Source organism: Mycobacterium lacus, from assembly GCF_010731535.1.
Classification (GTDB): Bacteria; Actinomycetota; Actinomycetes; order Mycobacteriales; family Mycobacteriaceae; genus Mycobacterium; species Mycobacterium lacus.
Genome location: NZ_AP022581.1, coordinates 3,254,863 through 3,270,912, shown reverse-complemented (window position 1 = coordinate 3,270,912; position 16,050 = coordinate 3,254,863). Strand labels below are relative to the sequence as shown.

11 protein-coding genes, 1 other RNA gene and 4 pseudogenes are annotated in these 16,050 nt (G+C 65.4%); 8 read left to right on the top strand and 8 right to left on the bottom strand.

From position 1 onward, the window contains the following. Positions 1 to 18 precede the first annotated feature (18 nt). The 6 genes from ftsE (at position 19) to G6N24_RS14980 (ending at position 4,063) form a co-directional block, all read left to right on the top strand. Positions 19 to 708 (top strand): cell division ATP-binding protein FtsE, encoded by a 690-nt coding sequence (gene ftsE / locus G6N24_RS15005; protein WP_085159528.1) that lies wholly within the window; start codon positions 19 to 21, stop codon positions 706 to 708. Then, complete coding sequence (gene ftsX / locus G6N24_RS15000; RefSeq protein WP_085159526.1) at positions 709 to 1,602, top strand: permease-like cell division protein FtsX; 894 nt, start codon at positions 709 to 711, stop codon at positions 1,600 to 1,602. 2 nt (positions 1,603 to 1,604) lie between these two features. After that, positions 1,605 to 2,093 carry an SsrA-binding protein SmpB gene (gene smpB, locus G6N24_RS14995; RefSeq protein ID WP_085159524.1) on the top strand — a complete coding sequence of 163 codons (489 nt, stop codon included), beginning with the start codon at positions 1,605 to 1,607 and terminating at the stop codon, positions 2,091 to 2,093. 66 nt (positions 2,094 to 2,159) lie between these two features. After that, positions 2,160 to 3,005, top strand: coding sequence for a maleylpyruvate isomerase family mycothiol-dependent enzyme (locus G6N24_RS14990; RefSeq protein WP_085159522.1), 846 nt, complete (start codon positions 2,160 to 2,162; stop codon positions 3,003 to 3,005). An 88-nt stretch (positions 3,006 to 3,093) separates the two neighbouring features. Next, positions 3,094 to 3,461: a transfer-messenger RNA gene (ssrA, locus tag G6N24_RS14985) on the top strand. A 182-nt stretch (positions 3,462 to 3,643) separates the two neighbouring features. Beyond that, positions 3,644 to 4,063 (top strand): group I truncated hemoglobin, encoded by a 420-nt coding sequence (locus G6N24_RS14980; protein ID WP_085159542.1) that lies wholly within the window; start codon positions 3,644 to 3,646, stop codon positions 4,061 to 4,063. 287 nt (positions 4,064 to 4,350) lie between these two features. On the opposite strand, the gene G6N24_RS14975 is transcribed toward G6N24_RS14980, so the two are convergent. The 6 genes and pseudogenes from G6N24_RS14975 to G6N24_RS14950 form a co-directional block, all read right to left on the bottom strand. After that, the gene (locus G6N24_RS14975) at positions 4,351 to 5,334 is read right to left on the bottom strand and encodes an MOSC domain-containing protein (protein ID WP_163745527.1); all 984 of its coding nucleotides are present in this window, start codon (positions 5,332 to 5,334) and stop codon (positions 4,351 to 4,353) included. A gap of 332 nt (positions 5,335 to 5,666) precedes the next feature. Next, positions 5,667 to 6,475: pseudogene (locus G6N24_RS14970) on the bottom strand (ExeA family protein). Next, positions 6,472 to 7,879, bottom strand: a pseudogene (locus tag G6N24_RS14965) (DDE-type integrase/transposase/recombinase). The pseudogenes G6N24_RS14970 and G6N24_RS14965 overlap by 4 nt, the downstream one beginning before the upstream one ends. 68 nt (positions 7,880 to 7,947) lie before the next feature. After that, a pseudogene (locus G6N24_RS24745) lies at positions 7,948 to 8,301 on the bottom strand (hypothetical protein). Between the two features lie 706 nt (positions 8,302 to 9,007). Next, positions 9,008 to 9,221, bottom strand: a pseudogene (locus G6N24_RS14955) (antitoxin MazE family protein). Positions 9,222 to 9,257: 36 nt separating this feature from the next. Next, positions 9,258 to 11,039, bottom strand: coding sequence for a serine/threonine-protein kinase (locus G6N24_RS14950; protein WP_085160642.1), 1,782 nt, complete (start codon positions 11,037 to 11,039; stop codon positions 9,258 to 9,260). Positions 11,040 to 11,306: 267 nt separating this feature from the next. On the opposite strand from G6N24_RS14950, the gene lipY reads away from it, so the two are divergent. Beyond that, positions 11,307 to 12,539, top strand: coding sequence for a triacylglycerol lipase LipY (lipY, locus tag G6N24_RS14945; protein ID WP_232070809.1), 1,233 nt, complete (start codon positions 11,307 to 11,309; stop codon positions 12,537 to 12,539). A gap of 31 nt (positions 12,540 to 12,570) precedes the next feature. On the opposite strand, the gene G6N24_RS14940 is transcribed toward lipY, so the two are convergent. Then, complete coding sequence (locus G6N24_RS14940) at positions 12,571 to 13,575, bottom strand: glycoside hydrolase family 6 protein (RefSeq protein ID WP_085160638.1); 1,005 nt, start codon at positions 13,573 to 13,575, stop codon at positions 12,571 to 12,573. Between the two features lie 220 nt (positions 13,576 to 13,795). Between G6N24_RS14940 and G6N24_RS14935 the strand changes: the two genes are divergently transcribed. Then, positions 13,796 to 15,292, top strand: a complete 1,497-nt coding sequence (locus tag G6N24_RS14935) for a serine hydrolase domain-containing protein (RefSeq protein ID WP_085160664.1) — start codon at positions 13,796 to 13,798, stop codon at positions 15,290 to 15,292. On the opposite strand, the gene G6N24_RS14930 is transcribed toward G6N24_RS14935, so the two are convergent. Beyond that, entirely contained in the window at positions 15,289 to 15,957 is a 669-nt protein-coding gene (locus G6N24_RS14930; protein WP_085160666.1) for a M15 family metallopeptidase, read from the bottom strand. The genes G6N24_RS14935 and G6N24_RS14930 overlap by 4 nt on opposite strands. Between the last annotated feature and the right edge of the window lie 93 nt (positions 15,958 to 16,050).

Below are 16,050 nucleotides of genomic sequence, written 5' to 3'. Positions count from 1 at the left end.
CTACACTGACGTGCCGTGATGATCACCCTGGACCATGTCAGCAAGCAGTACAAATCGTCGGCGCGTCCGGCGTTGGACGACATCAACGTCAAAATCGACAAGGGTGAATTCGTCTTTCTGATCGGCCCGTCGGGTTCGGGTAAGTCGACGTTCATGCGGTTGCTGCTGGGCGCGGAAAACCCCACGACGGGTGATGTCCGGGTGTCGAAATTTCACGTCAACAATCTGCCCGGCCGTCACATCCCGCGGCTGCGCCAGGTGATCGGCTGCGTTTTCCAGGATTTTCGATTGCTGCAGCAAAAGACCGTGTTCGAGAACGTGGCCTTCGCGCTGGAGGTCATCGGCAAACGCTCCGACACGATCAACCGAGTGGTGCCCGACGTGCTCGAGACGGTCGGCCTGTCCGGCAAAGCTAACCGGCTGCCCGACGAGCTCTCGGGCGGCGAGCAGCAGCGGGTCGCGATCGCCCGCGCGTTCGTCAACCGGCCGCTGGTGCTGCTGGCCGACGAGCCCACCGGCAACCTCGACCCGGACACCAGTAAGGACATCATGGATTTGTTGGAGCGGATCAACCGCACCGGGACGACGGTGCTGATGGCAACGCACGACCACCACATCGTCGACTCGATGCGGCAGCGGGTCGTCGAGCTGTCGTTGGGTCGGCTGGTTCGCGACGAACAGCGCGGCGTCTACGGGATGGATCGCTAGGTGCGTTTCGGCTTCCTTCTCAACGAGGTCCTGACCGGCCTCCGTCGCAATGTCACCATGACGATCGCGATGATCCTGACCACGGCGATCTCCATCGGACTCTTCGGCGGCGGCCTGCTGGTGGTCCGGCTGGCCGACCACTCCCGGGAGATCTACCTCGACCGTGTGGAGACGCAGGTCTTCCTCACCGACGACATATCCGCCAACGACGCCGCGTGCGCCACCACTCCGTGCAAGGCGCTGCGGGACAAGATCGAAGGGCGCCAAGACGTCAAGTCGGTGCGATTCGTCAACCGCGAGGACGCTTACTCCGACGCCATCCGCAAGTTCCCGGAGTTCAAGGACGTGGCCGGCAAGGACTCGTTCCCCGCGTCGTTCATCGTCAAGCTCAGTAACCCCGAGCAGCACACGGAATTCGACGCGGCGATGCAGGGACAGCCGGGGGTGCGCAGCATCCTCAACGAGAAGGACCTGATCGACCGGCTGTTCGCCGTGTTGGACGGTCTGAGCAATGCCGCGTTCGCCGTCGCCTTGGTCCAGGCCGTCGGCGCAATCCTGTTGATTGCCAACATGGTTCAAGTAGCGGCCTTTACCCGGCGCACGGAGGTCGGCATCATGCGACTGGTTGGCGCCAGTCGTTGGTACACCCAGCTGCCGTTCCTGGTGGAGGCAACGGTGGCCGCGACCATCGGCGTAGCCATCGCGATCGCCGGCCTGATCCTGGTGCGGGCGCTGTTCTTGGACAACGCGTTAAATCAGTTCTACCAAGCTCATCTGATCGCAAGGGTTGACTACGCCGACATCCTCTACATCTCCCCGATCCTGCTGCTGCTTGGCGTGGCGATGGCTTCGGTGACGGCCTACGCAACGTTGCGCATCTACGTGCGGCGCTAGCCATGGCCGCGGGATCCAGGCGTGGCGGCGGCCGACAGATCATCGCCACCAATCGCAAAGCGCGACACAACTATTCGATCGTCGAGGTGTTCGAGGCCGGTGTGGCCTTGCTGGGCACCGAGGTGAAGAGCCTGCGGGAGGGGCACGCATCGTTGGTCGACGCGTTCGCGACCGTCGACGACGGCGAAATCTGGTTGCGCAACATGCACATTCCGGAGTACCAGCATGGCGGCTGGACCAACCACGATCCGCGGCGAAACCGCAAACTGCTGTTGCATCGTCGGCAAATCGACACCCTGATCGGCAAGATCCGCGACGGCAACCTCGCCCTGGTGCCGTTGTCCCTGTATTTCTCCGACGGCAAGGTCAAGGTCGAGCTCGCGCTGGCACGCGGGAAGCGGGCGTACGACAAACGCCAGGACATGGCCCGCCGCGACGCCCACCGCGAAGTGGTTCGCGAGCTTGGGCGCCGGGCCAAGGGCGTGAACTGACTGGCGCCACACCCGCCCACGCGGGCCGGGCGCTACGGCGGACGTTAACCCGCCTAGTATCCGACCATGGCTGCCCGTTCCCTCACCCACCTCGACAAGTCCGACGTGCTGCCCGGCCTCTTCGCGGTGTGGGACTCCATCGACGCGCTGCTGGAAGGGTTGCCCGAGAGCCAGTGGCAGGCGGCTACGCCGCTACCCGGGTGGGACGTGAAGGCCGTCGTGTCACACGTGATCGGGACCGAGTCATTCCTGGCCGGCATCGCCCCACCGCCACCGGACATCGACGTCAAGGCGCTCGAGCATGTGCGCAACGACATCGGCGCAATGAACGAGTGCTGGGTGCGCCATCTCAGCGGGGAAGCGGGCGCCAGCGTTCTCGAGCGATTCCGTGAGGTAACGGGTGGTCGCCGCGAGGTCCTGCCGGGGATGTCCGACGACGACTGGAGCGCGCCGACACCCACGCCCGCCGGCCAGGACAGCTATGGGCGGTTCATGCGGATCCGGGTTTTCGACTGCTGGATGCACGAGCAGGACATCCGCGAGGCGCTGCAGCGGCCGTCGTCGGACGACGAGCTGGACGCACCGGCGGCGCAGCTAGCGCTCGACGAGATCGCGGCGACCATGGGGTTCGTCGTCGGCAAGCTCGCCGAGGCGCCCGACGGGTCACGTGTCCTGTTCGAATTGACCGGTCCGCTGGCGCGCAGCATCCACGTCCGCGTCGACGGGCGCGCGCAGGTGGTCAACGACTTCGGTGGGCTGGAGCCGACGGCGACGATCCGGCTGGACGGGGTCCAGTTCACCAGGCTCACCGGCGGCCGTCCGATGAGCCCCGACCGCCCCCAGGACATCGAACTCGGGGGCGACAAAGACCTGGCCGGCCATGTCGTGGCACACCTTGCGTTCGTGATCTGAGGGCCTGGTTTCGGGAAGTTAATTTCGTTGCCGCTGGTTGATATGGGCGTACCATTGATGGTCCTGCCGAAGGTCGGCGGGGATGCGAGGGGCTGAAAGGTTTCGACTTCGCGCATCGAATCAAGGGAAGCGTGCCGGTGCAGGCAAGAGACCACCGTAAGCGTCGTTGCAACTAGATAAGCGCCGATTCACATCAGCGCGACTACGCTCTCGCTGCCTAAGCGACGGCTAGTCTGTCAGACCGGGAACGCCCTCGACCCGGACCCTGGCATCAGCTAGAGGGATCCACCGATGAGTTCGGTCGCGGGACTCATCGGGACAACCACAGCGACTGGGATCGTCATCCTGGCTAGTTCGCGTGACCGGGAGATCCGAGCAGAGGCATAGCGAACTGCGCACGGAGAAGCCTTGAGGGAATGCCGTAGGACCCGGGTTCGATTCCCGGCAGCTCCACTGAAGTTTTGTTGCAATTGCAAGGCTGCATGCTCTGCGTCGGCGCGCTCACGTCGGGCCTACGTAACCGTCTTAGCCCTCCATGACCGTACGCGAGATCAAGCGCCACGACATCTTGACTGTGCTCCTGCGCCCTGTTCACGCTGGGGTGACCCCGATCGCCGCCGCACGTCATGGAGAACACAATGCAGTCCGATCAAGCGCCAACACTGTATGACCGCCTCGGTGGCGTCTACAACATCGCCGCCGTGGTGGACGACCTCATCGACCGGGTCATGACCGACGCCCGGCTAAACAAGAACCCGGCCGTGGACGAGGCGCACCACCGGGTTTCGCCCGCCGGCTTCAAGTTTCTGGTCACCGAGATGGTCTGTTGGGCCGCCGGCGGGCCCCAGCGATACTCGGGGCGGTCGATGGACGACTCACACCGGCACCTGGGCATCACCGAGGACGAGTGGACCGCGTTCATGGACGACCTACATCAATGCCTGGTCAAGTTCCGGGTGCCCGGCTCCGAGGCACAGGCTCTCGTGGAGATCGTGGAAAGCACGCACGACGCCATTGTCGTCACCCCTGCATTGCACGGCGGTCAACCGAATCCGTAGCCGCTCCAACCCCGGGGGCACGCAACCGAGGCTTACCGGCAGGCCACCCCGCACGTATGCCCTCCATGTTGACATCAAGGCATGCATTGAAGAGTTTCCAATTCCGCTGTAACTCAGGCAGATTCGTGCGTCCGCCGTAGTGGGTTCACGCGGATTCAGGTCGATGGGAGGGTTTTCTCGTCGCGCAGATCAGCGGGGTACAGGCGCGCACCTGGGTACCGCTGTATGTGCATACCGATCGCGACGTCGAAATCGGCCCCGATAGTGCGTGTGCAACCGGTCGGCGCCTAGAGCAGGCAGACGAGGTCATCCCCGCGAACCGTGCCCGTCGCCTCCGTGACGGCGTAGACGCCGGCGCAGGGGTAGAGCGAACCCGCGACCTCGATCCTGTTGTGCATGAGCGCCTTAAGGACCTTGGGATCCGGGGGAAGATCGCCCTGGGCCAGGCTCGGCATCACGCAACGAGGGTCCGGTATGGCCACTCCGATCCGCACGTCGTCGCCGATCGTGAGCGTGTGGCCGGGCCAGTCGTTTTCCACGAACCCCCGCGCGGGGGTTTCGACGACCACGTTCATGCGGAACCGGCGGGCCTCGAAGCGGCTCTGTGGTGCGAGCTCGTGGAGTCGCTCAAGGGTCGACGACGTGATGACGCTGAGCGGGAACAGGTCGAAAAACGATCCTTCGGAAACCGCGGAGGGGAGCCCGCGGTCGTTGAAGAATGCGGCGCCGAATCGTGCTTCGACGACCTCGTCCCGGTGTCCCTCGGGATCGTAATTCTCCTCAGCGGGGTGATATTGATCGATCGTGTAGCCGTTCTGCGCGGTGCGCGCCAGCTCGACATCGCGCCCGAAGAAGCGCGACAGGACGGCGTCTACATCCGGCGCGTCGCTCAGCACCGAGTCGCCGTCGGCGAGCTCGATCCGCACCGGCGGAAGCTCGTCATCGATGCATGGCGGCTCGACGAAAGCCGCACGGCACGCCAGCAGGCCGGGCCACCGCCTCGGGTACTTCGCGCTCGCGACCTTGCCCGTCGCCCGGTCTCGGACCGCGTAGGCGCGGTCGCCGAGGATCCCGCCGCGACCCACTACAACCGCGGCGAGCTGCTCGCCCAGCATCGACTTAACGGGGAACCGCCACAGAGTTTGCACCCTGCCCACCGGCCCGCTCCAGGTCATTTCTTTCGCCCTCCGGGATCGCGCTTCTTCGCGCACCGCACCAAGCGCGCGGCCGACATCAATATCGTGTCCCCCTTCCCTCGCCAGCGCGACCAATCAACGCACAAACGGGCCCATCCGTGCGCTTGCTACCTGTGCACTCGCCCAAGCCAACACAGCTCGCGGTGGCAGCCAACCGCCCCCGCGCCAGTTATGTGTTCAGCCCCGGCGGCCAGCCGCAGTTGCACCGCGCGCTCTTCATTTAACAGCTGGGTAGGTGTGGGCTGATCGTAGGAAGACACAACTTCTCGCCACGGCGAATGCGACTGTTGACCGGCGCTCAGGATGAGCACGATGGCGGCATTGACGGTGAGGGTGTGCGGTCATGAAATGACCCCGCCGGGAGATGTCCGGCGGGGTCGGTGGTGTTCGGGGTGTCGGGGTGGTGTTCAGTCCGCCGTGACTTCGGCGATGGCCGTGCGGGTGGAGGATTCATCCACGATGGCCTTGTCGGCGGCGAAGGCGGCGACGAGGGCTTGCAGCGCGAGGTTGTTGACGGCGCGCGGATAGCCGCGGCTGGTTTGATGAACGAGCGTGACCGCGTCGTCGGAGAACAGCGTGTCGTCACGCCCGGCCAGCGCCAGGTGGTGACGCAGGTAGCTACCGGTCTCCTTGTCGGTCATCGGCTGCATCGTGTAGCGCAGCCCGATGCGCTGGTCGAGCGCGGCGAGCACGCCGAGTTTCATCCGCCGCCGCAGGGTGGGTTGGCCGACGAGCAGGCAGAACGGGCTCGACGAGTCGAGATCATGATTTGTCAAGAGCCGCAACGCTTCTAATTGGTCATAGCCGAGCAGGTGGGCCTCCTCGACGACCGCTACGGGGGTGCGTCCGCGCTCGGCGTGTTCGGCGGCCAGCGCGTCGGCGGCCTGTGGGGCCAGGGTGGCGTGATGGGTCAGCGGCTGGCCGCCCAGTGAGGCGACGATGCGGTGGTGGATGCCGCGCACCCGACGGTGGGATCGGGCAGGTAGATGACGGTGTGGCGGCTACGGTCCAGGGCGGCCAGCGCGGCGCGCACGGCGACGGTCTTGCCGGCGCCGACCTCGCCGGTGATCACGCCGATACGGCGATCGGCGATGCACCAGCCGATGCGGGCGACCGCTTCGTTGTGGGCGCTGTGGCGATGCAGCATGGAAGGGGCCAGATCGCGGCCGAACGGCATCCGGGAGAAACCGTAGTAGGAGATCAGTTTGTCCATCATTGTGGTCGGGCCTCCTGGCCGGTGAGAAGGTCGAGCTGGCCGGGGATCTGATCGGCAGCCCCGGACAGGGCGGCGTAGTTGACACCGCGGGCGAGCTCGGCCGCGTGCGCGGTCTCGATCAACTTGGCGTAGTCGATGCCACTGGGTTTCGGTGGCGCGGTGGGGGTTTCGGGTTTGGCTTTCGGGTGCGAATGGCGCCCGATGTGGTGCGGGATCGCCAGCCCCATCGGGACGCCGGCCAGACGGACCTCGATGCGGGTCAAATCGAACGGGTCGAAGACCAGCTCGACTTTTCGGCCGACCAATGCCGGGTCGACCTCGTAGCTATTGCCGTGTAGCGCCACGGTGGCGGTCTTGGTCACGCGGCGGTATTCCTCCCACAGGAATGCCTCGGTGAGCGTCTGCGGGGCGGGCAGCGCGATGGGGCCGGTGACTGACCAGCGGGCCAGCGGGGTTTGTCCGGTTTCGGAATGCACCGTGCGGTGATAGACGGTTTCCACCCAGGCTGCGAAGAGCCGATTCAATTCGGCCAGATCGGTCACGTGGTGACGGCCGACGACGTCGGGGTCGCCGGTGATCTCGACCAGGAACTGCTCGCGCACGGTCCTGAAAAACCTCTCTATCTTCCCCCTGCCTTCTGGCCGACCTGGCGTCGAATGAACCAGGCGCACACCGAGCTTCGCGCACGCCCGCAACAACCACGTATCCACATAGGCCGAGCCGTTATCGACATACACCGCAGTCGGCACGCCGCGGGAGGCCAGCGCCGGGCGCAGCGCGGCTGGGCGCACGGTGTCCTCGGCATAGCCCCAGCGGTAGCCGGACAGCAGCCGGGAATGATCGTCTAGAAAAGCGAACAAGTAGGTCTTGCGGGCCTGGATTCGTAAGCCGTGTAACGCATCTCCAACCCACAGGTCGTTCGGGTGCTCGGCCTCGAACCGGCCGAACACCGCCGGGGCAGACCCGCCGGCGGTGGCGCCGGTGAGCCCGAGCCGGTGAAAGTTGCGCTGCAAGGTGCGTTCATCCGGTGCCCAGCCCAGCTGGGTGCGCAGGATCCGGCGGATCGCCGCGGCGGTGCGCTCCGGGTTCTCCCGCCGCAGCGCCACCGCCAGCTCCAGCACCTCGGCCGGGGTGCGCGGCGTGCATTGGCGCGGGCTGGGCACCAGCGCGTCGAACCCGCCGGCCCGCCAGTCCCGGATCCACCGATCGATGGTCTGCCGACTGATACGCACCCGCCGCCCGAACGGGTCGAGGTGCTCGCGCGAGGCCAACTCGCGCACCATCTTTCCCCGCTGCTTGGTGGAATGCGCCGGATCCGCCGCCTCCCGAATCAACTGATACCGAAACAACCCGATCGCCCGGGCCCGCTCCGCGCACCTTCGCCTCATCATCGCCGACCGCCACCGGCCGCTCCTTTCCGTTTGCTGTCCTTGAAACACACACAGCGCACAGAATTACGGCCACACCGACGGCTACGGCAGGGTCGACTCGTGTTGCCCCCGCCGGTCGGGCCAGCCCGGCGCCAACAACCGCCCACCCGACATCGCCACCGCGGCCTCGGCCAGCGACACCGTGGGCAGCGCGAACCGGCGCGCGATCACCCCGACCGCAGCCATCACCGTCACCGCATCGGCGAACACCTGCCGCATCCGGCATCACCGGATCCGGGTCCACCGCACGCAGCCAGACGGTGAACACCGACCGCACCGACTCGGCCCGCTCAGCGAAGCGCCGCCGCCAACCACCGTCTCACCCGGGCGACCCAGAACAGCTGCGATCCGCCGAAACCCCAAGCCACACCGCGCTTTCGCAACCAACGCCGACACGATCACCGCCGCCGCATCGGCACGGCGCAGTAGCGCGCTCACCGGCAACAACACATGCGTCACCCCGCAGCCGGTGCACCGCGACCGGCGCGGACAAAGCTGCGCCGGCCCGTCCGGGCCACGCACCTGCCGCGACCTCGCCCATCCCCAGCCCGCCAGCACGGCGCTGCCACACGTTGGGCACCACAACTCACCCGCCGCCAGCCTGCGCTCGACTCCATCAAGATCGGCCTCTACGGTGACCACTGCGCCTCCAAGCGCGAACAGACGGCCCTCCCGCAGCTCCGGCCAAAGAGACAACGGGAGGGCCGTCACCTCCAATGACCTGATCACCGTGCCGCCCCGACACCACAAACAGCAACCGACACCGACCGACCAAGACCAGCTGCTCAGCCCCAGCGCCGGAACGCTACCCCCACGTGGTCACCCTGGATGCCCCCGAACAATGCGACCGCGGGCAGCTGACACGGAAGACACTGACACAGTTGGCTCCATTAGGAGGACCGCAGCGAGCGGCGCGTTCCTTCAGCGATGAGTCCGATTGCGGCCCAATCTGTTCAGGGCCGCGAGTCCCAAAAAGACGAGGAGGGCACGGTTTAGCCGAATGATGTCGGCATCTGATAACCGGCCGAGGAGGTCAGCAAACGGGGTTTGCCGCCGTAGGCCCGTCGCGCGGCCGCGGTATACGATGTCGCCTCGTGGCACGCTATGCGTCGGCATCCCAGTCGGACGACGCCGCGTCGATGAAGGCTTGGTCATCCTGATCTTGTTCGCTGGCGGCTATGAGTGCTGATTGGCGGTGCGCCTCGCGGACCAACTCGGGGGCGTCTACGTCCTCAAGCCCAGATCTGGATCGGCCGCAAGTTTTGCTGTCGCAGCCGGGCACGGTGCCGCTGGACCCAGTCGCGTGTAGATGCCACGGCTCTGCGTTACGCGTAACGCAATCAGTGTTCGACTCACCTGGTTGGCGACGCAGCCGCCTGCAGGGTGATCTCGGAGATTTCCGTCCGGCTCTCGCCATCGGTGGTGCCCAAGGTGGAGATCCACACCAACACGTTGGAGGTCTTGGCCCGGTCATGCACTGCGATGCGGTTGTGCCCCGGCCGCAGTGACGTGGTTGGGGTCAGCTCGCTGGTGTCCGACAACGTGGCGGGGGTTTCGGTGGGCGACGAGCGGATCTGCACCTGGGTTCCCGTGCTGGACACGTCGATCGTCACGGCGCCCAGGGCGGTCGGTTCGGGCAGGTGCATCAATAGACCCATGCCTTCGATGAATTTCGGGAAGGGGACGGCGTCCTTATAAGTAACGGTGGACCACGCCGTGTTCGGGTTGCCGTCGATCGCCAACCTGGCATCCTGCGGATTGTCGGGGGCGCCGTCGGGGGAAAACACCGTCGCGCTCACCGGCTTGACGATCGGTCCGGGGCGAGTCCAGTGACCGAAGCCGTCGGTGAACCACAAAACCGCCGCCGCGGTCGACGCGATCACACCGATCGCGGCGACGAGGCCAACGAACCGCAGCTTTCTGCCTTTCGGTGCCTTGTCGCGCGGCGATTTGGCGCGGACCTGGGACCGGCGGCGCTTCGGACTGGCCACGGCCGAAAGGTTGACGATTTTGTCGGCATCCAGGGTGGCGCCGTCCCAGAAGCCGCTGACCTCGACCTCGTCCCCGTCGGCGAGCTGACCCGCGACGAGATCGGTGTGTATCTCGACCGGAACGTAGGCACGCCGGTCGTCCAGTGGCTCATAAGGGATCAACTTGAAGGACAAGGCTCCGACCTGATCTTGACCACCAGGAACGTCTTGGCGCACCCCGCGCGCCGTCCCATGAACGACCACACGCTCGAGGCGCTGCGTGGGTGGACGTTCGCCGGAACCGAGGTCCTGCGCAGCGGCATCGCGGCCGGGACCCTGCGTGAGGGCTCGGGCAAAGTCGACGCAAGTCGGGTACCGCTCGCTCGGGTCTTTGGCCAGCGCCCTTGTCAGCACGGCGTCCAGGTGCGCGAGATCGGGTCGGCGCTGCGATATCCGCGGTGGTGGCGTACCGAGATGCTGGCTGACGACGACGGCGCGATTCGAGTCGTGAAAAGGTGGTGCGCCGGTCAGTAGGTGAAAGGTCGTGGCAGCCAACGCATATTGATCCGCTCGACCGTCAAGCGGTTTGCCCAAAAGTTGTTCGGGGGCCACGTAACTGATGGTCCCGATGGCGACGTTGGCCTCAGTGAGGTTGCTGACGTCATCGATTCTGCGAGCGATGCCGAAGTCGGTTAACAACACCCTGCGGCGATGGCCATCGGTCGCGGTCACCAGGATGTTCTCGGGCTTGACGTCACGATGGAGCAGACGACGTTCATGACCGAAGTCGAGCGCGTCAGCGACCGCCGTCACGATTTCCGCGACGTCTGCTTCTGGCATGCCGCGCGGGTGTCGGTCCCGAACCAAGCGACCCGCGTCAGCGCCGTCCACGTACTCCATCGAGATCCACAGCCGGCCGTTGAACTCACCACGATCGAGAACGCCGACGATGTGCGGATGCCATAGCGTCGCCGCCAATTCGGCTTCGCGCTCGAATCTCGCCCGAAACTCCTCGTCGGCCGTCGAGGCCAACGACAAGATCTTCAGCGCGTCGTGACGAGGCAGACGAGGATGCTGGGCGAGGTACACCTCACCCATACCACCCGTGCCCAGCAAGCGCTGAATCACGTAGCCAGCGAAGACCTCACCGCTGTTGAACGGCATGTCCGAAAGCCTACAAACCGGCACGGCCTGGCAGCGAATTCCGCGGACCACACCGGACCGAGACGCAACGAACCGGCAGCTCAGACCAGCTAATGCCAGGCAGGGCGGCAGGTTGTCACTGTGGAATCCTCGCAAACTGCCACGCGACTCCTCGGCGTGGGCATAAGCTCCGGCTACCCGGCGATCAATATCGGTTGGGCAACTTCGGAGTTGCCCTGAGATGGCGGGAGCGACCCGGTGTCGTACGTTGTTGCGTCGCCCGAATTGATGTCTGCCGCGGCCTCGGACGTGGCGTCGATTGGTTCGGCGGTCGCGGCGGCAAACCGGGGCGTGGCGGGTGCCACCACGGCGATCTCAGCCGCCGCCGAGGACGAGGTGTCGGCGGCGATCGCGGCCTTGTTTTGCGGTCACGGCCAGGGCTATCAGGCTCTTAGCGCACAGGCGGCGGCCTTTCATGAGCAGTTTGTGCAGGCATTGACCCGCGCGGGCGGGGCCTATGCCACCGCCGAGGTGGCCAACGCTTCGCCGTTGGCGGCCTTTGAGCAGGCGTTGCTAGGTGTTCAGCAGGAAATTCAGCAGGTCCCCACGACGCTGGCCAATGGATTCACCCGGGTGGCTAACACGATGGTCACCGAAATCAGACTTGAGACGGCTGCGCTGTGGCCGGTGAAACCCCTCCTGGATTTGTTCGGACTCGAAACTCAACTCGCATTGCCGAATAATCCGCTGTTGCAGTTGCTTGCCAGCGACATCCCGCCCCTATCGTGGATTATCGGCAACTCCCCGCCACCTTTCTTGAATTTGCTGCTAGGGGAGACGATCCAGTACACGACATACAACGGGATGAGCGTCGTGCAGATCACGCCGGCCCATCCCACCGGCGAATACGTGGTCGCGATTCATGGTGGCGCGTTTATCTTTCCGCCCTCGATCTTCCACTGGATCAATTACTCGGTGACGGCCTACCAGACCGGCGCGACTTTCGAAGTACCGATTTACCCGTTGCTGCAGCAAGGAGGTACCGCCGACATGGTAGTACCCGCAATGGCCGGCCTTATCTCCTCGCAAATCGCTCAACACGGGACGTCCAACGTCAGCGTGGTCGGCGACTCCGCGGGCGGCAACCTCGCACTGGCGGCCGTCCAGCTCATGGTGAGTCAGGGCGACCCCGTACCGGCGTCCATGGTGTTGCTGTCTCCGTGGCTAGACGTAGGGACTGGGGGGATCGGCAAGGTGTGGGCAGGAAATCTTGCTGTAAACAACTATCTGGTGAGTCCGCTGCATGGGTCACTTGCCGGACTTCCGCCAACGTATGTCTACTCGGGCTCCTGGGATCCACTCGTGGTGCAGGCGTTTGACCTCCAGCAAGCGGCCATAGCCCAAGGGGCCCCGATCAGCTTCGTACTGGCCAACTTCCAGATACACGACTGGGTTCTGCTCACCCCGGGCGGTTTGCTCTACTGGCCGCAGATCAACCAGCAACTCGGTATCGCGGCCTGACGCCCCCGACGGGATTTGGCGCGCGGCCCTGCTACTGGCCCGCCCTGCGGGCCAGATCGATGGCGTACTGACTGACGAAGGTGCCCGCCGGCGGATCACCTTTGGCGCATGTTCCGTCGGATTCACCGGGACGTTTGATCCACAAGTAGGCGTCGGCGTGCGCACCCGCGGTGGCGGCGGTAGGCGGAGTGCCCAGCGCTCGGCCGCTGGGGTTGCACCAGTTGAGCTCGGAGTCGGGCGCCGGTCCGACGCCGTTGCGCGACGTGTCGATCACATAGTGCGAACCATTCGTGAGCGCCGAAATCGCCTCGCCATAACCGATTTCGTCCTCGGTGGTGAAGAAGTTCGCGATGTTGAGGCTGAAACCCCGCGCGCGGGCGACACCGACCTGATTGAGCCTGGCGGCCATGTCCTCGGCGCTATGCCAGCGCAAGTGACCACCGTCGACGTACACGGCCGTGGCGGGATTGCGCGTCAGTATGTCGACGGCGTAGCGAATCAAGTCGTAGCGTTCTTGGCGCTGGTCGGCCGACAGGCAGTCGGCCATGGCGAGTGCATCGGGCTCGAGGATGATCGCCGCCCGCGAAGCACCCACGTCGTTTGCGATGCCGTCGATCCACGCACGGTACTCGGCGGCGGTCGCGAAGCCACCCGCAGCAAAGCTGCCGCAGTCGCGGTGCGGGATGCCATAAATCGTCAGAACCGGGATGGCGCCGCCGGCGGCGGCGTCGGCGGTGTATTTCGCGACCGTGGCTGCCGAAGGGCCCGGGACGATCCAGTACGCCTGCGGCGTGTTGGCGATCGCGGTCAACTCGGGACTCGGCGGATCGGCATGCTGGGCGGCGCGCATGGCCGCTGAATTCGGATTGACGTAGAAGGGCATGCCGGCCAACGGGTTGGCATCACCGGCCAAGCGCACCGCCGGGGCGGCACCGACCTGCACCGGGTCGGCAACAAAACCGATGGCGGCCACGGCCGCAACCGTTAGGGAGGGGGCGATCCACCGCGCGACTGCACCAGCAGCTGAGAACATCACCCCAGGAAATTAGCGTTCCCGAGCGATGAGCGCCAATCGCCGACGGCGGGTCATGGCGCCATCGGCGCTTGGCCCCTAATCGTCCTGCGCCCTTGACAAGCCGCTGGGCCGGATCAAGCATCATGGCGGTAGGACCCACCTGCGGAATTCCGAGAACGCGGCGGCGGGGAATCACGTGAACGTCGACGGCTCGCTGAGCGGCATCGCCCTCCGTAAGCCGATGCTCACGGCCTTACGAAAAGCCATCGCCGTCGGAACGGCCTTGCTTGCATTCGTTGCGGCTTGCTCGCGTGGCGATACGGCGCCCACAGCGGCAACCGGCAGCGGGCACGCAACGGTCTCCAAGCCGCCCGATGCGGCCCCCGCACCTGGCTTCGCAACGGTCTCCAAGCTGATCAACGATGCGATTGCGGCGGACAGGCTGCCCGGCGCCGTGGTTGTGATCGGGCACGGTGGCAACGTCGTCTTCCATCAGGCCTATGGCTTGCGCAAGCTTGCCGGCGAGCCGGGGCTAGACGGATCACCCGCCCCTGCTGAGCCGATGACCGAGGACACCATCTTCGACTTGGCGTCGTTGACGAAGAGCCTCGCAACGGCGACCGTCGTCATGCAGCTCTACGAACAAGGCAAGGTCGCGTTCGACGATCCCGTGCAGAACTATTTGCCGGACTTCAACACGGCGAACGATCCACGGCGTGCAAAGGTGACGGTTCGCATGTTGCTGACCCACACGTCCGGCGAGCCGGGAGATGTCAATCTCGCAGACCCGTGGGGATTAGCGGGAGCCGACAAAGCAGAAGGCATTCATCGTGCGCTTACTACGGCAATGCAGTTGCGCCCGGGTGAGGTTTTCCGCTACTCCGATGTCAACTTCATTCTGCTTGGCGCGCTGATCGAGCAGCTCACCGGCGAGGCGGAAGACGTTTACGTTCAGGAACACGTGTTTGCGCCACTCGGCATGGACGACACCCGATATCTCCCTCCGGCCAAAGCATGTGGTCCGCACGCGATGAGAGGCGCCGCGATTGGGTGGGCTCCCGCGCCCGCAGGGCGCACGCCGGTCGCTTGTCCTGCGGGTACGTGGAACACCGGTCTCCTGTCGCGCATCGCACCGACGGCACGTGACGAGGAGAGCCGAGCCGATCCGAGCAAGAATCCCGATATTGACTACCTGCTTCGGGGCACCGTCCATGACACGACGGCGCGGCGCATGGGTGGAGTCGCCGGGCATGCCGGCGTGTTCTCGACCGCCCATGATGTCAGCGTCTTTGCGCAGGCCCTGCTTGACCGGCTCGCCGGCCGCCCGAGCGAGTTTCCTTTGACGCAACCAACTTTGGAATTGATGACGACTCCGCAGCAGCCGGGGCATACAGCTCAGCAACTCGAAGCAGCGAACGCCGCCGCCCGAGCAGCCGTCGCAAACAGACCAAATAGAACAGATCCGCTGCTCGCTCCGCGCTATCCGGCGATCGCGGGGCAAAACCTGCGTGGCCTTGGCTGGGATATCGATACCGCCCAGTCCACGGCGCGGGGCATGGTCTTCCCCATCGGTAGCTTTGGCCACACCGGCTTCACCGGAACCTCAGTTTGGATGGACCCAGGCTCAGATACCTACGTCGTTCTGCTCGCGAACTCGATCCATACGCGAGGCAGTCCACCGATGTCGAATCTGCGAGGTGAGGTTGCTACGGCGACGGCCCAGGCCCTGGGCCTTTAGGGCCGCTCGAAGTGCTGGTAGTCGGTGGGAGTTGGCCAGTAGCCACCCCATTGCCAGCCACGATCTGTGAAGACGTGCTCGGCTGGGTCGCCGTTGTGCAAGAGTCCGGGGTCGGCGCGGCTGCGGTCCAGGTAGGCCGCCGCGTTCCGCGGTTCGAATGCGCCGCTGGCGTAGATGCACGGGTTGAGGAGCGGATTGAGGTCGATAGCCCGACCGTAAGCGTGAGGAGACCATTGGTCGCTTCCCGGGATGGTTCGGCAGTTGAACGCCGAAGTGTTGTCGTCCTCCATCGATAGCTCATCGTCGGCGGCCGGGTAGTTATCGACCGTGCGGATTTTGTCGACGGGATAGCCCAATCGGTAAAGCTGCTCGAAGATCTCGATGACTTCCCGCACCAGGTCTTCGTGCACGATCAGCTGGCCGCGGTGGGTCTGGCCGTCAAAACCGATGTGCTCGACGGTGACCCGACGCAGCTGCCCGGGTTCGACGGGACAACCGGGCCGCCAGGTCGCGCCGAGTTCGGCGGCGGTGACCGGCGCCACGGTCCCACCGGCAGGCGCAGGCGGGGCGCTGGACGACGACGCGGGGCCTGACGGTGACGGGGCGACAGACGTTGATGCTCTGGCCGCATGAGGTGGCGGGGCGGCGGCGCACTGCACCAGCATGACAACCGCTGCGAGCAATTCCGTCAGCAAGGCACCCCGCCGCTCGAAGGGCGTCAATGGGGATGCGTCCTCACCGCTCGCTTCCATCCCTAC